General features: G+C 67.2%; 15 protein-coding genes. 1 reads left to right on the plus strand and 14 read right to left on the minus strand.

The window, feature by feature from the left end; translation table 11 throughout:
* Nucleotides 1-7: 7 nt before the first annotated feature.
* Nucleotides 8-835, minus strand: coding sequence for an alpha/beta fold hydrolase (locus ACLV74_RS06990; protein ID WP_411878648.1), 828 nt, complete (start codon nucleotides 833-835; stop codon nucleotides 8-10).
* A gap of 14 nt (nucleotides 836-849) precedes the next feature.
* On the minus strand, nucleotides 850-1,821 hold the full coding sequence (locus ACLV74_RS06995; RefSeq protein ID WP_411878649.1) for a tripartite tricarboxylate transporter substrate binding protein: 972 nt from the start codon (nucleotides 1,819-1,821) through the stop codon (nucleotides 850-852).
* A 132-nt stretch (nucleotides 1,822-1,953) separates the two neighbouring features.
* Here ACLV74_RS06995 and ACLV74_RS07000 point away from each other — a divergent pair, with 132 nt between their 5' ends.
* A complete protein-coding gene (locus tag ACLV74_RS07000; RefSeq protein WP_411878650.1) occupies nucleotides 1,954-2,679 on the plus strand; it encodes a GntR family transcriptional regulator in 726 nt (241 codons plus the stop codon).
* Here the strand turns inward: ACLV74_RS07000 and ACLV74_RS07005 are convergent.
* The 12 genes from ACLV74_RS07005 to hutC form a co-directional block, all read right to left on the minus strand.
* Nucleotides 2,676-3,620 (minus strand): succinylglutamate desuccinylase/aspartoacylase family protein, encoded by a 945-nt coding sequence (locus ACLV74_RS07005; RefSeq protein ID WP_411878651.1) that lies wholly within the window; start codon nucleotides 3,618-3,620, stop codon nucleotides 2,676-2,678. The genes ACLV74_RS07000 and ACLV74_RS07005 overlap by 4 nt on opposite strands.
* On the minus strand, nucleotides 3,620-4,639 hold the full coding sequence (locus ACLV74_RS07010; RefSeq protein WP_411878652.1) for a Bug family tripartite tricarboxylate transporter substrate binding protein: 1,020 nt from the start codon (nucleotides 4,637-4,639) through the stop codon (nucleotides 3,620-3,622). Before ACLV74_RS07010 ends, ACLV74_RS07005 begins: the two co-directional genes overlap by 1 nt.
* Nucleotides 4,640-4,729: 90 nt before the next feature.
* Nucleotides 4,730-5,626 carry a LysR substrate-binding domain-containing protein gene (locus ACLV74_RS07015; protein WP_411878653.1) on the minus strand — a complete coding sequence of 299 codons (897 nt, stop codon included), beginning with the start codon at nucleotides 5,624-5,626 and terminating at the stop codon, nucleotides 4,730-4,732.
* A gap of 72 nt (nucleotides 5,627-5,698) precedes the next feature.
* Nucleotides 5,699-7,111 (minus strand): formimidoylglutamate deiminase, encoded by a 1,413-nt coding sequence (locus tag ACLV74_RS07020; protein ID WP_411878654.1) that lies wholly within the window; start codon nucleotides 7,109-7,111, stop codon nucleotides 5,699-5,701.
* Between the two features lie 40 nt (nucleotides 7,112-7,151).
* The gene (gene hutG, locus ACLV74_RS07025; protein ID WP_411878655.1) at nucleotides 7,152-7,982 is read right to left on the minus strand and encodes an N-formylglutamate deformylase; all 831 of its coding nucleotides are present in this window, start codon (nucleotides 7,980-7,982) and stop codon (nucleotides 7,152-7,154) included.
* A 54-nt stretch (nucleotides 7,983-8,036) separates the two neighbouring features.
* On the minus strand, nucleotides 8,037-8,816 hold the full coding sequence (locus ACLV74_RS07030; RefSeq protein ID WP_411878656.1) for an amino acid ABC transporter ATP-binding protein: 780 nt from the start codon (nucleotides 8,814-8,816) through the stop codon (nucleotides 8,037-8,039).
* A complete protein-coding gene (locus ACLV74_RS07035; protein WP_411878657.1) occupies nucleotides 8,813-9,481 on the minus strand; it encodes an amino acid ABC transporter permease in 669 nt (222 codons plus the stop codon). Before ACLV74_RS07035 ends, ACLV74_RS07030 begins: the two co-directional genes overlap by 4 nt.
* Before the next feature lie 20 nt (nucleotides 9,482-9,501).
* Nucleotides 9,502-10,260 carry a transporter substrate-binding domain-containing protein gene (locus tag ACLV74_RS07040; protein ID WP_411878658.1) on the minus strand — a complete coding sequence of 253 codons (759 nt, stop codon included), beginning with the start codon at nucleotides 10,258-10,260 and terminating at the stop codon, nucleotides 9,502-9,504.
* A gap of 52 nt (nucleotides 10,261-10,312) precedes the next feature.
* Nucleotides 10,313-11,056 carry an IclR family transcriptional regulator gene (locus tag ACLV74_RS07045; RefSeq protein WP_411878659.1) on the minus strand — a complete coding sequence of 248 codons (744 nt, stop codon included), beginning with the start codon at nucleotides 11,054-11,056 and terminating at the stop codon, nucleotides 10,313-10,315.
* A 234-nt stretch (nucleotides 11,057-11,290) separates the two neighbouring features.
* Nucleotides 11,291-12,505 (minus strand): imidazolonepropionase, encoded by a 1,215-nt coding sequence (gene hutI / locus ACLV74_RS07050; RefSeq protein ID WP_411878660.1) that lies wholly within the window; start codon nucleotides 12,503-12,505, stop codon nucleotides 11,291-11,293.
* The gene (locus ACLV74_RS07055) at nucleotides 12,502-13,080 is read right to left on the minus strand and encodes a HutD family protein (protein ID WP_411878661.1); all 579 of its coding nucleotides are present in this window, start codon (nucleotides 13,078-13,080) and stop codon (nucleotides 12,502-12,504) included. Before ACLV74_RS07055 ends, hutI begins: the two co-directional genes overlap by 4 nt.
* Nucleotides 13,077-13,787 carry a histidine utilization repressor gene (gene hutC, locus ACLV74_RS07060; protein WP_411878662.1) on the minus strand — a complete coding sequence of 237 codons (711 nt, stop codon included), beginning with the start codon at nucleotides 13,785-13,787 and terminating at the stop codon, nucleotides 13,077-13,079. Before hutC ends, ACLV74_RS07055 begins: the two co-directional genes overlap by 4 nt.
* Nucleotides 13,788-13,895: the final 108 nt, after the last annotated feature.

Raw genomic sequence — 13,895 nt, forward strand, 5'->3', positions numbered from 1 at the left:
TGTCTCCTTATTGTTGAGAAAGCGAACTGGCACGGACGAGAACGGACGTGATGCGGCGCGCGACCCTGCCGGGCGCCTCCATCGGTGTGTAGTGGCGCAGGCCGTCGAGCACGGCCAGCTCGGCGCCCGGCAGGCGGCCCATGATGTCCTGCGACATGGCCAGCGGCGTCGCATAGTCGGACTCGCCCACCACGACGATGGCCGGGCCGGTGTAGCGGCTGATGCGTTCACGCTCGTCGGCGCGGCCCAGCATGCGGCAGCTTTCCGCGTAGGCGTTCACGTCGTTGCGCAGGAAGACCTCGACCGCGCCGGCCAGTACCTCGGGGCTGGCCGCCGCGAAGCCCGGGCTGAACCAGCGCTCGGCCTGGAAAGGGATCAGCGAAGCCAGGCCCTCGCGCAGCGCGCGTTGCGCGCGGCCTTCCCATGCGCCGGGTGCGTCGTCGCCATACCAGGCCGTGCAGTCGACGACGCTGAGGCTGGCGACGCGCTGCGGGTAGAGGCCCGCAAACGCCAGCGCCACCGTGCCGCCCATGGAGCAGCCCACCACGTGCGCGCGGGCGGCGCCCAGGCTGTCGAGGACCTGCGCAAGGTCCTCCGCGAAACGGGCGGTGGTGTAAGGGCCGGCCGGCTTGCCGGAGGCGCCATGGCCCCGGCAGTCCAGGGCATAGAGGGGTGCGACGATGTCCAGCCTGTCGGCCACGCCCTGCCACATGCGGGCATCCATGGCCAGGGCGTGCAGGAAAACAAGGGGCTCGACGTCCGCGCGGCCGGGACGCAGCGTGTGCAAGGCGAGCACGCAACCATCGCTGGCCGTGACCATGCGGTGGGCAGGCATGTTTGGCTGAAGGCTCATTCCGCGCGGGCACCCGACTTGGCGACCTGCGCGCGCCAGAAGGCCAGGTCATTGACCATCTTGGCGTCGAGTTCGGCGGGTGAACTGGTGGCGACTTCAAAGCCGTCGTCGCCGAGTTTCTTTTGCAGCTCCGCGTTGGCCAGCACCGTGCGCACGTCGGCGGCGATCTTGTTGCGCACGGCCACCGGGGTGGCCTTGGGCGCCATGATGCCGAACCAGGTGTCGACCTCATAGCCCGGCAGGGTCTCGCCCACGGTGGGGACCTGGGGCAATATCTTGAGCCGCTTCGCGGACGACACGGCCACCGCCTTGATGCGGCCGCCGCGTATCAGCGCGATGCAGGCCGGCAGCCCGGTGGAGACCAGCTGGATCTGGTCGCCCATCAGGTCGGCCAGCGCCGGGCCGCCGCCGCGGTAGGGCACGTGGGTGAGCTGTTTCGCGCCTTCACGTTTCATAAGTTCGGCGGCAAGGTGGCCCGGCGAGCCGGCGCCTGCCGTGCCGTAGTTGAGCGGCTCTTTGGCGGCCAGCACGTCCTTCATGCTGGCGATGTTGGCCTTGGGGCCGCTGACCAGCACCTGCGGCGCCCGGGCCAGCAGGGCCACGCCGGACAGGTCGCGTATCGCGTCGAAAGGCGGCTTGGGATACAGCAAAGGATTGGCCAGCACGCCATCGCCCCACAGCAGCAGCGTGTAGCCGTCGGCCGGCGCGCCGATCACGAACTGCGCGCCAATGTTGCCGCCCGCGCCCGCGCGGTTTTCAATCACCACGGGCTGCTTCCAGAGTTCGCCCAGGCGTATGCCCAGGCCGCGCGCGATCACGTCAAAGCTGCCGCCCGGCGGGAAGGGCACGATGATCCTGACCGGCTTGTCGGGGAAGGCGGCTTGCGCCGATGCGCCGCCTGATACGGTGGAAAGGCCGGCGGCCAGGCAGGCCGCGGCGGCCAGCAAAAGCCTTCTGGATGTCTTCATGGGTTTGTCTCCTGTTCAATGTCGTGTGCATGTGCCGTGCGGCCTCATGGCCTTTCAACACCTATACAGGAGTATAGATGTAACGCAGTGCCTTAACATGGGGACAACCCTTGCTTCAACCCAGGAAAAAACTTGCCCACACCCAACGATCCCCGCCTGCCCCGGCATCTCCAGGTCAAGGACGAGCTGATGCGGCGCATCGCGGACCGCGCCTGGAAAACCGGCGAAGCCCTGCCGGGCGAAGAAAAGCTCGCGCTGGAGTTCGCGATTTCGGTGGGCACCATGCGCAAGGTCATGCAGGGCCTGGTGCAGGACGGCGTGCTGGAACGCATACACGGCAAGGGCACGTTTGTAAGCCGGAGTTTCGAGCGCAGTTCCATGCTGCGTTTTGTGCGCTTCCGGGAGCCGGGCACCGTCGAGCTGCCGACCGCGAAAATCCTCACCATGGAAGTGCGCAAGGGCGAGGCGCAGGCCAATGCCAAACTGGGCCTGGCGCCCAACGACAAGACCATCTACCTGCACCGCGCGCGCTCCTACGGCGACGAGGTGGTGCTGGTGGAACACATCTGGCTGCCGCAAAGCCGCTTCGCCAAGCTGGTGCCCTACCTGCAGAAAGAGTCACCGCCCCTGCTCTACCCGGTGTACGACGCGGTCTGCGGCGTGGTGGTGTTCCGCGCGGTGGACGACCTGGCCATGGACAGCCTGCCCAAGGAAGACGCCAAAATTTTCAAGGTCGCCGCCAGGTCGCCGTGCATGCGCATTGAGCGCTCCATGACCGAGCACGGCGGCGCGGTCATCGAATGGCGGGTGTCTTATGTGCCGGCCGACCGGTTTCACTACACGGTGGAGATCCGCTAGCTTCTGCGCCCCAGCCGCACCGTGGTCACACCGGGCCGCAGTTGCCGCAGCGAGGGCATGACCAGCACACAGTCGTCATAAGGCGTCACGATGTCGCGGCCCGCGTCGGTGGCGATCACGGTGCCGGCGCTGTCAATGGTTTCGCCGCCGGTAAAGGCTTCGGTGAAACGGAAATCCATGGAACTCGCCACGACGCGGCCGGTCACCACCACAGGCGCGGGCGGTTCGCGGTCCGGCAGCAGCCAGCCGCCGGGCACTTCAAGGCGAGCCAGCGCGCCCGCCTGCACCAGGAAACGCATGAGCGTATCGCGCGCGGCGACGACGGCGTGCGGGTGCCAGTGCTGGCCGGCCTCCAGCAGCAGCGCGATGCGTTCGCCCTGCGCATCCGCAAATCCGCCGTAGTCGCGCATGCGCACGCCGTCGGCATGGCCTTCGTCGATGACCACCTGCGCTGAAGTGCGCAAGGACTGCGCAAAGGCGATGTTGCGCGCCAGCGTGCCCGTCACCAGCAAGGGGGTGCAGGGCTCGTGCATGGAATGCAGGTCCAGCAGGTGCGTGGCGCGATCCACAAAAGGCCGCAGCTGCCGCGCGCGCTCAAGTTCGGCGCTGCGGCGCGGCCCGTCCAGCGCATCAGCGGCCCAGACGCGGTTGAAGTCTTGGTCCACAAAACGCGAGGCATCGGGCTGGGCCGGGTCGAAACGCCCGAACGCAGCGACGTTGCAGAAAGCCAGCGTGACCCGGCCGCGCGCCGGCGCCCAGCCGGCGGTGAGCAGTTCGGCCAGCGCGATGGCGCCCGAGTATTCATTGCCGTGCACCAGCGCCGTGACCAGGATCTCGGGGCCGGGCGCGGCGCCTGCCCGTTCATGCACATGGGGGACACCGGTGTTGGAGACCGACCAGCGCGCGAGCGTGGGCGGCAGGGTCGTGACCGGGTGGTGCATCAGTTCGTCGCCCCGGTGCTGACCGCCTTGTTGACCACGGCGCGCACGCGCTGGGTTTCGGCGCGCACAAAGGCCGCGAGCGCCTGGGGCGTTCCGCCTTCGTTGGAGATGCCGGCCTTCTGCAGTTTTTGCCAGACGGCTTCCTCGCGCAGGACTTCGTTGAGTTCGCGGTTGAGCCGCGTGACCATGGGCGCGGGCAGTTTCGCGGGGCCGAAGAGGCCGAACCAGACATTCATGTCATAGCCCTTGAGCCTGGGGTTCTCGGCCAGCGCGGGGATTTGCGGCGCGGCGCGCGAGCGTGTGGGCGTGGTGACGCCCAGCGGGATCATCTTGCCCGACTCGATGTGCGGCAGCGCGGAGGACAGCACCGACACGCTGAACTCGATGTTGCCGCCCAGCAGGTCCTGCAACTGCTGGCCCGCGCCGCGGTAGGGCACGTGGCGGAAGGTGGTGCCGGCCAGCAGGTTGATGAGTTCGCCCGACATGTGCAGCGGCGTGCCTATGCCCGAAGAGGCAAAGCTCAGCTGGTTGGGTTCGCGCCTGGATTTGGCGATGGCCTCCTCCATGGTCTTCACGCCGGTCCTGGTGTTGGTCACAAAGACCATGGGCGTGACGCCTATCAAGCCCACCGGGGCCAGGTCGGTTTCGCCGTTGTACTTGACGGCGGCATTGAAAAGCTTGGCGATGGAGACCTCGCTGCCCGAACCCAGCAGCAGCGTGTAGCCGTCGGGATTGGCGCTGACGACCTTCTGCGCGCCTATGGTGCCGCCGGCGCCGCCCACGTTTTCAATGATGACCGCCGTGCCCAGGCGCTTGGACAAGGGCTCGGCGATGATGCGCGCGACCAGGTCGACGCTGCCGCCGGCCGGATAGCCCACCACCAGCGAGATCGGCCTGGACGCGGGCCAGGCCTGGGTCTGGGCATGTGCCACGGGGAAGACCGAAAAGGCCGAAAAGGCCAGCAAGGCCAGCAGGGCGCCGCCGAGGTGGGGACGCGGGAAGAAAGAAGGTGTGGGCATAAAGGCTCCTTGTTGGTGGAGCCAGTCTAGGAATGCATCCCCCAGAGGCGCATGCGCATCACGCATGGACGCATGCGAGTCATCAACGAGTCATCCATTCGTGCTTGCCGCCCAGATGCGCTGCACCAGATCGTTGCGCGGGCTGCGGTTGCGGTACAGCCGTATCTCAAAGCGCACCGCGATCGCCTGCGGGTCGGCCGCCACCAGCCGGCCGCTGCGCAGGTCGTCGCCGACCAGGCCGCGCGGCAGCCAGGCCAGGCCCACGCCCTGCAGGGCCTGCTCGTGCAGGGATTCGGCGAAATCGGATTCGGTCACCGTGTGCAGGAAGAGCTCGCGCGCATCGCGGCTCAGCCCGTCCTGCAGGATCTGGCTGAGCGCCAGCGTGGGCGCGTAACCCAGCACCCGCGCCGGTTCGCGCGCCGTGCCCGGCAAGGCATGCTGCGCCTGCCCGTCGGCGCGCGGCGCGCTCACGGCCACCAGCTCCTCGGTGCCCAACGTGAGTCCCTCGAAGGCCTGGTCGTCCAGCCGCATGGGCAGGCGCGGATGCGTGAAGGACAGCAGGAAGTCGGCCGCGCCCTGCTCCAGCGCGGTAGCGCCTTCGTGGATGGACCCCGTGAGTATGCGCAGGCGGAACTCCCCGGCGCCGCGCTTGACGCGCGCCAGCCAGGAAGGCACTGTCGTGCGCGACAGCGTGCGGCCGGTGGCCAGCGTGACCCAATCGAGCCCGCCCTGCGCATGGCGGATGCGGGCCCGCACGTCGGCCAGGCCCGCCACAGCGCGGCGCGCCACGGGCAGCAATTCTTCACCGGCGGCCGTGAGCCCCAGCGGCACGACGGCGCGGTTGACCAGGTCGGCGCCCGCCCACAACTCCAGCGCACGCACGCGGCGCGAGAACTGCGGCTGCGTTACATGGCGCAGCTCCGCCGCTCGCGAAAAACTGCGCTCGCGCGCCAGGGCAATGAAGTCTTCCAGCCATTTATGGTCCACGGCAACGCCTTGTTGGGGAGATGGGGCGATGGTATCGCCTGCCGCCAACGCAGGGTCGGAGGCCTGACTTGATCAGCCCGCCCACAGCTCCTGCATGGCGCGCGCAAAGCCCTGCGCCAAGCGGGGCTGGAGCACCCCGCCGCGCGCGCTTCCCGTGGCCTGGCCGTGGGCGGCGACGCGCTCACCGGCCACAAACACTTCATCCAGCGCAGCCCCGGGGCTGGAGAACACCAGCGCGTCCAGCGCGTGGCCGGCCGGCACACCCAGCAGCGCGGGGGAGGCCATGTCCAGCGTCACAAAATCGGCGCGGTGGCCGGGCGCAAGGCCTGCCTGCATGCGGCCGGTGGCAGGGAAGCCGCCGGCCAGCGCGGCTTCGAACAGGCCGGCGGCGCTGCTTTCGGTACCGAGTACGCGCGCGGCGATGTTGCGCTGGCGCAGCGTGAAGCGCTGCGAGTATTCAAGCAGGCGCAGCTCTTCGGGCCAGCTGCGCGTGACGTGGCTGTCCGAGCCTATGGACCAGCGGCCGCCCGCTGCCGCGTAAGCCGGCAAATCAAACACGCCGTCGCCCAGGTTGGCCTCGGTGGCGGGGCAGATCACGATGGCCGCACCGCTGCCCTGCACGCCCTGCAGCTCGGCCGGCGTGGCATGGGTGGCGTGCACCAGGTTCCAGCGGGCGTCGACGTCGGCGTTGTTGAGCAACCATTCAATCGGGCGCTGGCCTGTGTGTTCCAGGCAGTCGTCGACCTCCTGTGTCTGCTCGGCGATGTGGATGTGCACCGGCAGGCCGGCTTCTTTCGCCGCCGCCGTGAGTTCATGCAGGGCGGCCGGGCTGGCGGCGCGCAGCGAGTGCACGGCCACGCCGACGTTGATGCGCGCATCGCCCTGTGTCTGCCGCTGCACCTGCTCGACCGTGCGCATCACGCTTTCGGGCGTGGAAGAAAACCGGCGCTGGTCTTCGCGCAGGCCTGTGGCCTTGAAGCCTGATCGCATGTAGAGCGTGGGCAGCAGCGTGAGGCCCATGCCGGTGCGCTGCGCGGCGCGCACCAGGGCCAGCGACATCTCGGCCGGGTCGGCATAGGCCGCGCCGCTGACGTCGTTGTGCAGGTAATGGAAATCGCAGACCTGGGTGTAGCCGCCGGCCAGCAGTTCGGCATAGAGCTGGGTCGCTATTGCCTCCAGCTGGCCGGGCGTGATGCGGTTGGCCGCGCTGTACATGCGGTCGCGCCAGCTCCAGAAATCGTCGGACGCATGGGCGCCGGCGCTGCGGCGTTCGGTCAGGCCGGCCATCGCGCGCTGGAAGGCGTGGCTGTGCGCGTTGACAAGGCCCGGCAGCACCGGGCCGGCCAAACGCGTGGCGCCCGCCGCGTCCTGCGCCGAGGCGCCGGGCTGCACGCTTTGCCAGCAGCCGTTGGCGGCCACCGTCAGCAGCACGTCCCTGGCCCATGCGCCCTGCACCCAGGCCTGGGGAGCGAAAAATGTCTTCATGTCACTGCTCATGGTGTTTCAGGTGTCCGGGTTCAGGTGCTCAGGCGTACAGGTGGACAGCGGCGCCGAGCGCGCCGGAGACCATCATCTTGAGCAGGGGCTGCACCTGCCAGGCCAGGGCTTCATCGTAGGCATAAGGCGGCACTTCCTGCATGTAGAGGCTCTGGCACATCTCCAGCTGCACGGCATGCACGTCGTCCGCCGGCCGTCCGTAGTGGCGCGTGATGTAGCCGCCCTTGAAGCGGCCGTTGACGGCGGTGCTGATGTGCGGCGCGGCTTCGCAGGCCTGCACCACCGCATCGGTGATGGACGCGTGCGCGCTGGCGCCGCTGGCCGTGCCGATGTTGAGGTCGGGCAGCTTGCCTTCGAACAGCCAGGGGATGTGCGAGCGAATGCTGTGCGCGTCCCACAGCAGGGCAAACCCGTGCAGCGCCTTCAGGCGCGCCAGTTCGGCGGCCAGGGCCGCGTGGTAGGGCTGCCAGTAGGCCTCGCGCCGCCTTGCACGCTCCTCGGGGCCGGGCTCGTGGCCGGGTTTGTAGAGCGGCGCACCGCTGAAAAAGCGCGTGGGGCACAGCTCGGTGTTGGACGCGCCGGGGTACATGGGCGCATCGTCGGGCGGGCGGTTCAGGTCAATGACGTAACGCGAATAACGCGGCCGCAGCACGCTGGCGCCCACCACGGGCAGGCAGTTGTAGAGCCGGTGCAGGTGCCAGTCGGTGTCTTCGACCCGAAGCGCCTCTTCCGTGTAGCCGGCCTGTAGCTCAGCCGGGATCTCGGTGCCTATGTGCGGCATGCTGACCAGCAGCGGCGCCGTGCCCTGCTGCAGGCTGAAAACTTCGCTCACGCCGTTTGCATCGCTGAAGTCACTCATGTGGGGAGGCCCTTGAAAAAGTTGAGCGCGAAAGCCCGGAAGATAACAGCACCATCAGGTCCGTGACAACACCGCATGCAGGAAATCGCGTGTTCGCGCCTGCGCCGGGTTCGTGAAGATGATGTCGGGCGGCCCGGCCTCGATCAGCACACCGCCATCCATCACCACCACCACGTCGGCGACTTCGCGCGCGAAGTCCATCTCGTGGGTCACGACCATCATGGTCATGCCCTCGCCGGCCAGCAGCTTCATGACCTGCAGCACCTCGCCGACCAGTTCCGGGTCCAGCGCGGAGGTGGGCTCGTCGAACAGCATCAGCTGGGGCTGCATGGCCAGCGCGCGGGCAATCGCCACGCGCTGCTTCTGGCCGCCCGAAAGGCTGGCCGGCATGGCATGGGCTTTTTGCCGCAGGCCCACCTTGTCGAGCAGCGCAATGGCGTCGGCCTCGGTCTGCTGCCTGGACAGGCCGCGCACCTTGCGCGGGCCGACGGTGATGTTGTCGATGACCGACAGGTGCGGAAACAGGTTGAAGGACTGGAACACCATGCCGACGTCTTCGCGCAAATGGTTGAGCGCCTGGTCGTCCAGCATGCGGCCGGCATCGGCAAGCACGCGCCCGCAGATCTCGACGCGGCCGCTGTCGGGCGTCTCCAGCCCGTTGCAGCAGCGCAAAAAGGTGCTCTTGCCCGAGCCGCTGGGGCCTATGACGACGACCACCTGCGAGGGCTGGACGTCAAAATCAATGCCGTGCAGCACGACGTGATCGCCGAAGGACTTGCGCAGGCCGCGGATGGTGACGATGGGCTTGCTGGAGCCTGGGGTTGGCGTGTTCATTGCACCATGCCTCCGGCGCGCAGCCGCTGCTCGATGCGGCGCAGCGCCAGCGTCGTCAGCCCGGTCAACACAAAATACATGACGGCAATCACAAGGTAAACCTCCAGGGAACGGTAGGACACGCTGATGATTTTTTGCCCTTCGTGCATCAGTTCATGAATGGTCAGCAGCGACACCAGCGCGGAGTTCTTGATCAGCGCGATGAATTCGTTGCCCAGCGGCGGGATCATGCGCACCAGCGCCTGCGGCAGGATGATGTTGCGCATGGCCGTGCCGTAAGACATGCCGATCGAACGCGCGGCCTCCATCTGGCCCCTGTCGATGGACTGGATGGCGCCGCGCACGATCTCCGACACATAGGCGCCGGAATAAATGCCCAGGCCGATCACGCCGCAGACAAAGGCCGGCAGCATGATGCCGAACTGCGGCAAGCCGAAAAACAGGATGAACAGCTGCACCAGCAGCGGCGTGCCGCGTATGGCCGCCACGTAGCTGGTGCACAGCGCATAGACCACGCGCCGGGCCGGATTGAGGCGCCCGATCCCCACCAGCAAGCCCATGATGCAGCCAAGCACCAGGGCCACCGCCGTGATTTCCACGGTGACCAGCGCACCCGAAAGCAGGTTGCGCCACCCCGCGAAAGCGGGCGAGAAATCGAGTTCCATCGCTCAGGCTTTCGGTCTGCTTATTTGGCGGCGGCCGGCGCGGTGGTGTTGCTGAACCACTTCTTCACGATCTGCGCATAGGTGCCGTCGGCCTTGAGTTTGGCCAGGGCGCCGTTGACGGCCTTGGTCAGCTCGGGCGTGTCCTTGCGCAGCGCCATGCCGTATTCCTCGGTGGTGAGCTGCTGCTCGAGCACGCGCTGGCCGCCGCGGGTGCGCACGTACTGGAAGGCGGCCGGCTTGCCGGTCACGGCCGCATCGGCGCGGCCGATCTCGACCAGGTTGAACATTTCCTGGTTCTTCTCGACTTCCACGAGTTGCACCTGCGGATAGTTGGAGGCCAGGTAGCTCACCGACTTGGTGCCCACCTGCACAGTGACCTTCTTGCCGTTCAGGTCGGCCAGGGTCTTGATGGCGGTGTTGCCTTCCTTCACCATGGCGACCAAGCCGCCCGCGTAGTAGGAGTCGGTGAAGTCCACGACCTTCTTGCGCTCGTCGGTGATGTAGATGGCCGACACCGCCATGTCAAAGCGCTTGGACACCAGCCCGGGGACCAAGCCCTTGAAGTCGATGTCTATCCACTCGACGCGCTTGTTCAGGGTCTTGGCGACGGCTTCCACGAGTTCGATGTCAAAGCCGGTGCGCTTGCCGTTTTCAACGTATTCCATGGGCGGGAAGGTGGCGTCGGTGCCGACGCGAAGCACGTCCTGCGCGTGCGCGCCTAGGGAAGCCAGGCCGAGGACGGCGATGCAGGACGCAAGGAATTGGCGGCGGAAGTTCATGGTGGTTGCTCCAGGGGGTTAAATAAATTCGGATATCAAACGGTCAAAGCGCTCAGCGACTCAAACTTCGGGAAATGCGGGCGGCGGCGACCACCGCCATCTGGATCAGCGGTGGGTGTTTGCCCTGGATGCGCACGCTGGGCGCCATCAAGGTCAGGGCGCCGACGGCTTGCTGGCCCATGGCGAACAGGGGCACGCTGACGCCCCAGACACCGGCATCGACCTCGCTGTCGCTGACGGCAAAACCGGCCTTACGGATCTCCGCCAGTTCGGCCAGCAGTTCGGGCCTCTGCCGGTCGGGGCCCAGCGACGCGTTCAATGCCGCGGCCGGCATGTGCGCCATCAGGCATTTGGCCGAGGCGCCTTTTTCCAGCGGCACGCTGCGGCCTTTTTCGAAAGAACAGCGCAGGGACTGGCGGCTCTCGACCATGTCGATGCAAATGGCCTGGCCGTTGACCGCGACGATCAGGCCGACGCTTTCCTGGGATTGCTGCGCCAGCAGCTGCATGTCCTGGCGCGCCTGCTGCGCCAGGTGGGAGGCCATGTCGTAGCCCAGGGCCAGCTGCAGGCTCAAGGGGCCGGGCGCATAACGGCCTTCTGTTTCCAGGACAAAGCCCCAGCGCTTGAGCGAGAGCAGCTGTCGGTACAAGGTGCTTTGGCTCAGGCCCGTCTTCGCCAGCAACTCCACGGCCGTCAGGGGCCGCCCGTGCTGCGCCAGCGTGGCCAGCACCACCAGCGCGCGATCTACGGCAGAGATGGCGGAGACAGTGGAGGGAGCGGGGGCGTCGGGCAACATCGTTTTCAGTATCCGGCGCTTGCAGGCGCGCGCAAAGCACTATTTCTCACTGGCTGGGAATGGTTGTTTGTTTTTTGGCGTTGGGCGGCGCGTGAGCTTTGCGCGATCCGCCGGTGGGCCAAGCGGCGGCTCCACTCGCCATTCGTGATGGGAAACGAGGAAAACCCGCTTGGGATCAGGGACCAACGCGGAGCGATGCACACAAGGGCGCAGTGCGCCGGTATGCAGCAACATTCATACCAGCCGGCCTTTGAAGACGGTCTGCAGGCGCGGGTTCGCGCCCAGGGCATAACTCAACTCGGCCGGGCGCTGCACATCCCACAGCACAAAGTCGGCGCGCAAGCCCTTGGCCAGCACACCGCGGTCGCGCAGGCCCAGCGCGGCGGCCGCATGGCGCGTGACGCCGGCCAGCGCTTCTTCGGGCGTGAGCCGAAACAGCGTGCAGGCCATGTTGAGCATCAGCAGCAGCGAGGTGCAGGGCGAACTGCCGGGATTGCAGTCGGTGGAAATCGCCATGGGCACCTGCTGCTCGCGCAGCAGGGCCACGGGCGGCAGTTTGGTTTCGCGCAAAAAGTAGAACGCGCCGGGCAGCAGCACCGCCACCGTGCCGGCCGCCGCCATGGCTTGCGCGCCCTCGGGCGACAGCCATTCAAGGTGGTCGCAGCTGATCGCGCCGTAACGCGCCGCGAGCTGCGCGCCGCCGCTGTCGCTGAGCTGCTCGGCATGCAGCTTGACGGGAATGCCCAGCGCTTTCGCCGCGGCAAAGACGCGCTCGGTCTGCGCGGTGCTGAAGGCGATGCGTTCGCAAAAGGCGTCGACCGCATCGACCAGGCCTTCGGCGTGCAGCAAGGGCAGCATCTCAAGCACCGCATCGACATAGGCATCGGTGCGGCCGGCGAACTCGGCGGGCACGGCGTGCGCGCCCAGGAAGGTGGTGCGGATGTCCACCGCGTGGCTTTGCCCCAGCGCGCGCGCCACCGACAGCGTCTTGCGTTCGTGCTCCAGCGCCAGGCCGTAGCCGGACTTGATCTCCAGCGTGGTCACGCCTTCGGCGACAAGTTGCCGGAGCCGGGGCGCGCTTTGCGCCTGCAATTGCTGCGCGCTCGCGGCGCGCGTGGCCTTGACGGTGGAGGCAATGCCGCCGCCGGCGCGGGCGATGTCTTCATAGCTCGCGCCGTTCAGGCGCAATTCAAATTCATGGGCACGGTCGCCGCCATAGACCAGGTGGGTGTGGCAATCGATGAGGCCCGGTGTGATGAGCGCACCGCCCGCGTCATGCTGCGCGGTGCAGCGTGAGCGCAAGTCCGCCGGCAGATCGGCGCGCGGGCCGACCCAGGCGATGGATTCGCCCTCGGCCACCAGCGCCGCATCTTCGATCAACCCGTAGGGCTGGGCGGCGCCGGCTTGCAGCGTGGCGATGTTGCAATGTGTCCAGACTTGCAGGCTCATGCGGGAATCTCCATCCAGAGGGCTTGGTCGGCGGCCACACGCACCGCGGCGCTGCCCGCCACCGTGCGCCAGGCCAATGTGGCGGGGGGCAGCTGCAGCGTCTCTTCGTCAAACAGCACGGTTGCCGCCGACGCGTGCGCGTACACGGCGATGGTGGTCCCGCCATTCAGTGTTTCTGAAAAACGCCCGTCGACGCGCACCATGCGCGAAGGCTTTGTCCCCCTGCGCACCATGAGGTTGAAATCACGCGTCTTGCCGTCTATCAGTTCGCAGCCCGTCGCGGCGCCACCGTCGAAGAAAAGCGGCGCGTCGGTAGCCGTCATGCGGTGCGGCGCGCCCGCCACGTCGAGTTGCACGCCGGCGCCTTCCAGCACCGCGAACCAGCGCTCTATGCCCTCGAACTTCGAGAAGGGCCCGCTTTGGTCCACGTCGGCCACCGACATGCGCCAGGCCCAGTCGCCCGCATCGGGCCACATGGCCAGTTCGCGCGTGACGCCGCCGCCGTTGCGCCAAGGGGTCGCGGGGATGTCGGCCAGGTGGACGATGTTCCAGCCGGGACGGTTGGTGGACGTCATGCCTGAAACTTCCCGGCAAAGCTGTAGCGCGACCCCGGGTACACCAGCCGTGCCACGCTGGCGATGTTGGCGCCGCTCACGGTGCGCCGCATCATGGCCAGGCAGGCTTCACCCTGCTTGATTTCAAGGTGCTTGGCTTCCAGCGCGGAGGGCAGGCAGGCTTCTATCGAATAGCTGGCTTCCGTCAGCGGCGCCTCGGCCAGCAGGTGGTGTGTGGGCGAGGTTTCGCTGAAATCGGTTTCCAGGTACCTGGGCGCGGCCGCCGGGTTGACGTAGCGGTCTTCGTACTGGATGGGCACGCCGTTTTCGAGATGGATCAGAATGGTGTGGAACACCCGCCCGCCCGGGCGCAGGCCCAGGGTGCGCGCCAGGTCGGCACTGGCTTTTTCGGATTCGGCCAGCAGCACGCGCGAAGTGTGGACATGGCCGCGTTCCACCACCTCCTCGTGGATGTCACGAATCGTCAGCGTGGAAGAAATGCGGTGCAGTTCCGCGACAAAGGTGCCCGAGCCCTGGATGCGCGTGACCAGTCCCTCGCCCATGAGCTCGCGCAACGCACGGTTCACCGTCATGCGGCTCACGCCGAACTGCTCCATCAGCACGGATTCGCTGGGCACCGGGTCGCCGGGCTTCCAGGTGCCGGCACTGATGCGTTTTTTGATGAATGCCTTGACCTGGCCGTAGGCAGGCAGCGGGATAGTGGCCATGGGGTTCAGCGCTATGTTCGCGGATGTAAGAAAAAATCATTGTGACCGCAAAAAGCCTCAGGAGCCCCTTGCAGCCTTTTACAGATCCTTGCGCACAAACCGTAGATT

It is taken from the genome of Polaromonas sp. YR568, from assembly GCF_943369415.1.
Classification (GTDB): Bacteria; Pseudomonadota; Gammaproteobacteria; order Burkholderiales; family Burkholderiaceae_C; genus Polaromonas.

Coding starts and splice junctions, on each gene's coding strand:
- ACLV74_RS07005 (WP_411878651.1), bottom strand. CDS start 3,620: ATGCACCACCCGGTCACGACCCTGCCGCCCACGCTCGCGCGCTGGTCG.
- hutI (WP_411878660.1), bottom strand. CDS start 12,505: ATGAGCCTGCAAGTCTGGACACATTGCAACATCGCCACGCTGCAAGCC.
- ACLV74_RS06995 (WP_411878649.1), bottom strand. CDS start 1,821: ATGAAGACATCCAGAAGGCTTTTGCTGGCCGCCGCGGCCTGCCTGGCC.
- ACLV74_RS07045 (WP_411878659.1), bottom strand. CDS start 11,056: ATGTTGCCCGACGCCCCCGCTCCCTCCACTGTCTCCGCCATCTCTGCC.
- ACLV74_RS07020 (WP_411878654.1), bottom strand. CDS start 7,111: ATGAAGACATTTTTCGCTCCCCAGGCCTGGGTGCAGGGCGCATGGGCC.
- ACLV74_RS07035 (WP_411878657.1), bottom strand. CDS start 9,481: ATGGAACTCGATTTCTCGCCCGCTTTCGCGGGGTGGCGCAACCTGCTT.
- ACLV74_RS07040 (WP_411878658.1), bottom strand. CDS start 10,260: ATGAACTTCCGCCGCCAATTCCTTGCGTCCTGCATCGCCGTCCTCGGC.
- ACLV74_RS07030 (WP_411878656.1), bottom strand. CDS start 8,816: ATGAACACGCCAACCCCAGGCTCCAGCAAGCCCATCGTCACCATCCGC.
- hutG (WP_411878655.1), bottom strand. CDS start 7,982: ATGAGTGACTTCAGCGATGCAAACGGCGTGAGCGAAGTTTTCAGCCTG.
- ACLV74_RS07055 (WP_411878661.1), bottom strand. CDS start 13,080: ATGACGTCCACCAACCGTCCCGGCTGGAACATCGTCCACCTGGCCGAC.
- hutC (WP_411878662.1), bottom strand. CDS start 13,787: ATGGCCACTATCCCGCTGCCTGCCTACGGCCAGGTCAAGGCATTCATC.
- ACLV74_RS07010 (WP_411878652.1), bottom strand. CDS start 4,639: ATGCCCACACCTTCTTTCTTCCCGCGTCCCCACCTCGGCGGCGCCCTG.
- ACLV74_RS06990 (WP_411878648.1), bottom strand. CDS start 835: ATGCCTGCCCACCGCATGGTCACGGCCAGCGATGGTTGCGTGCTCGCC.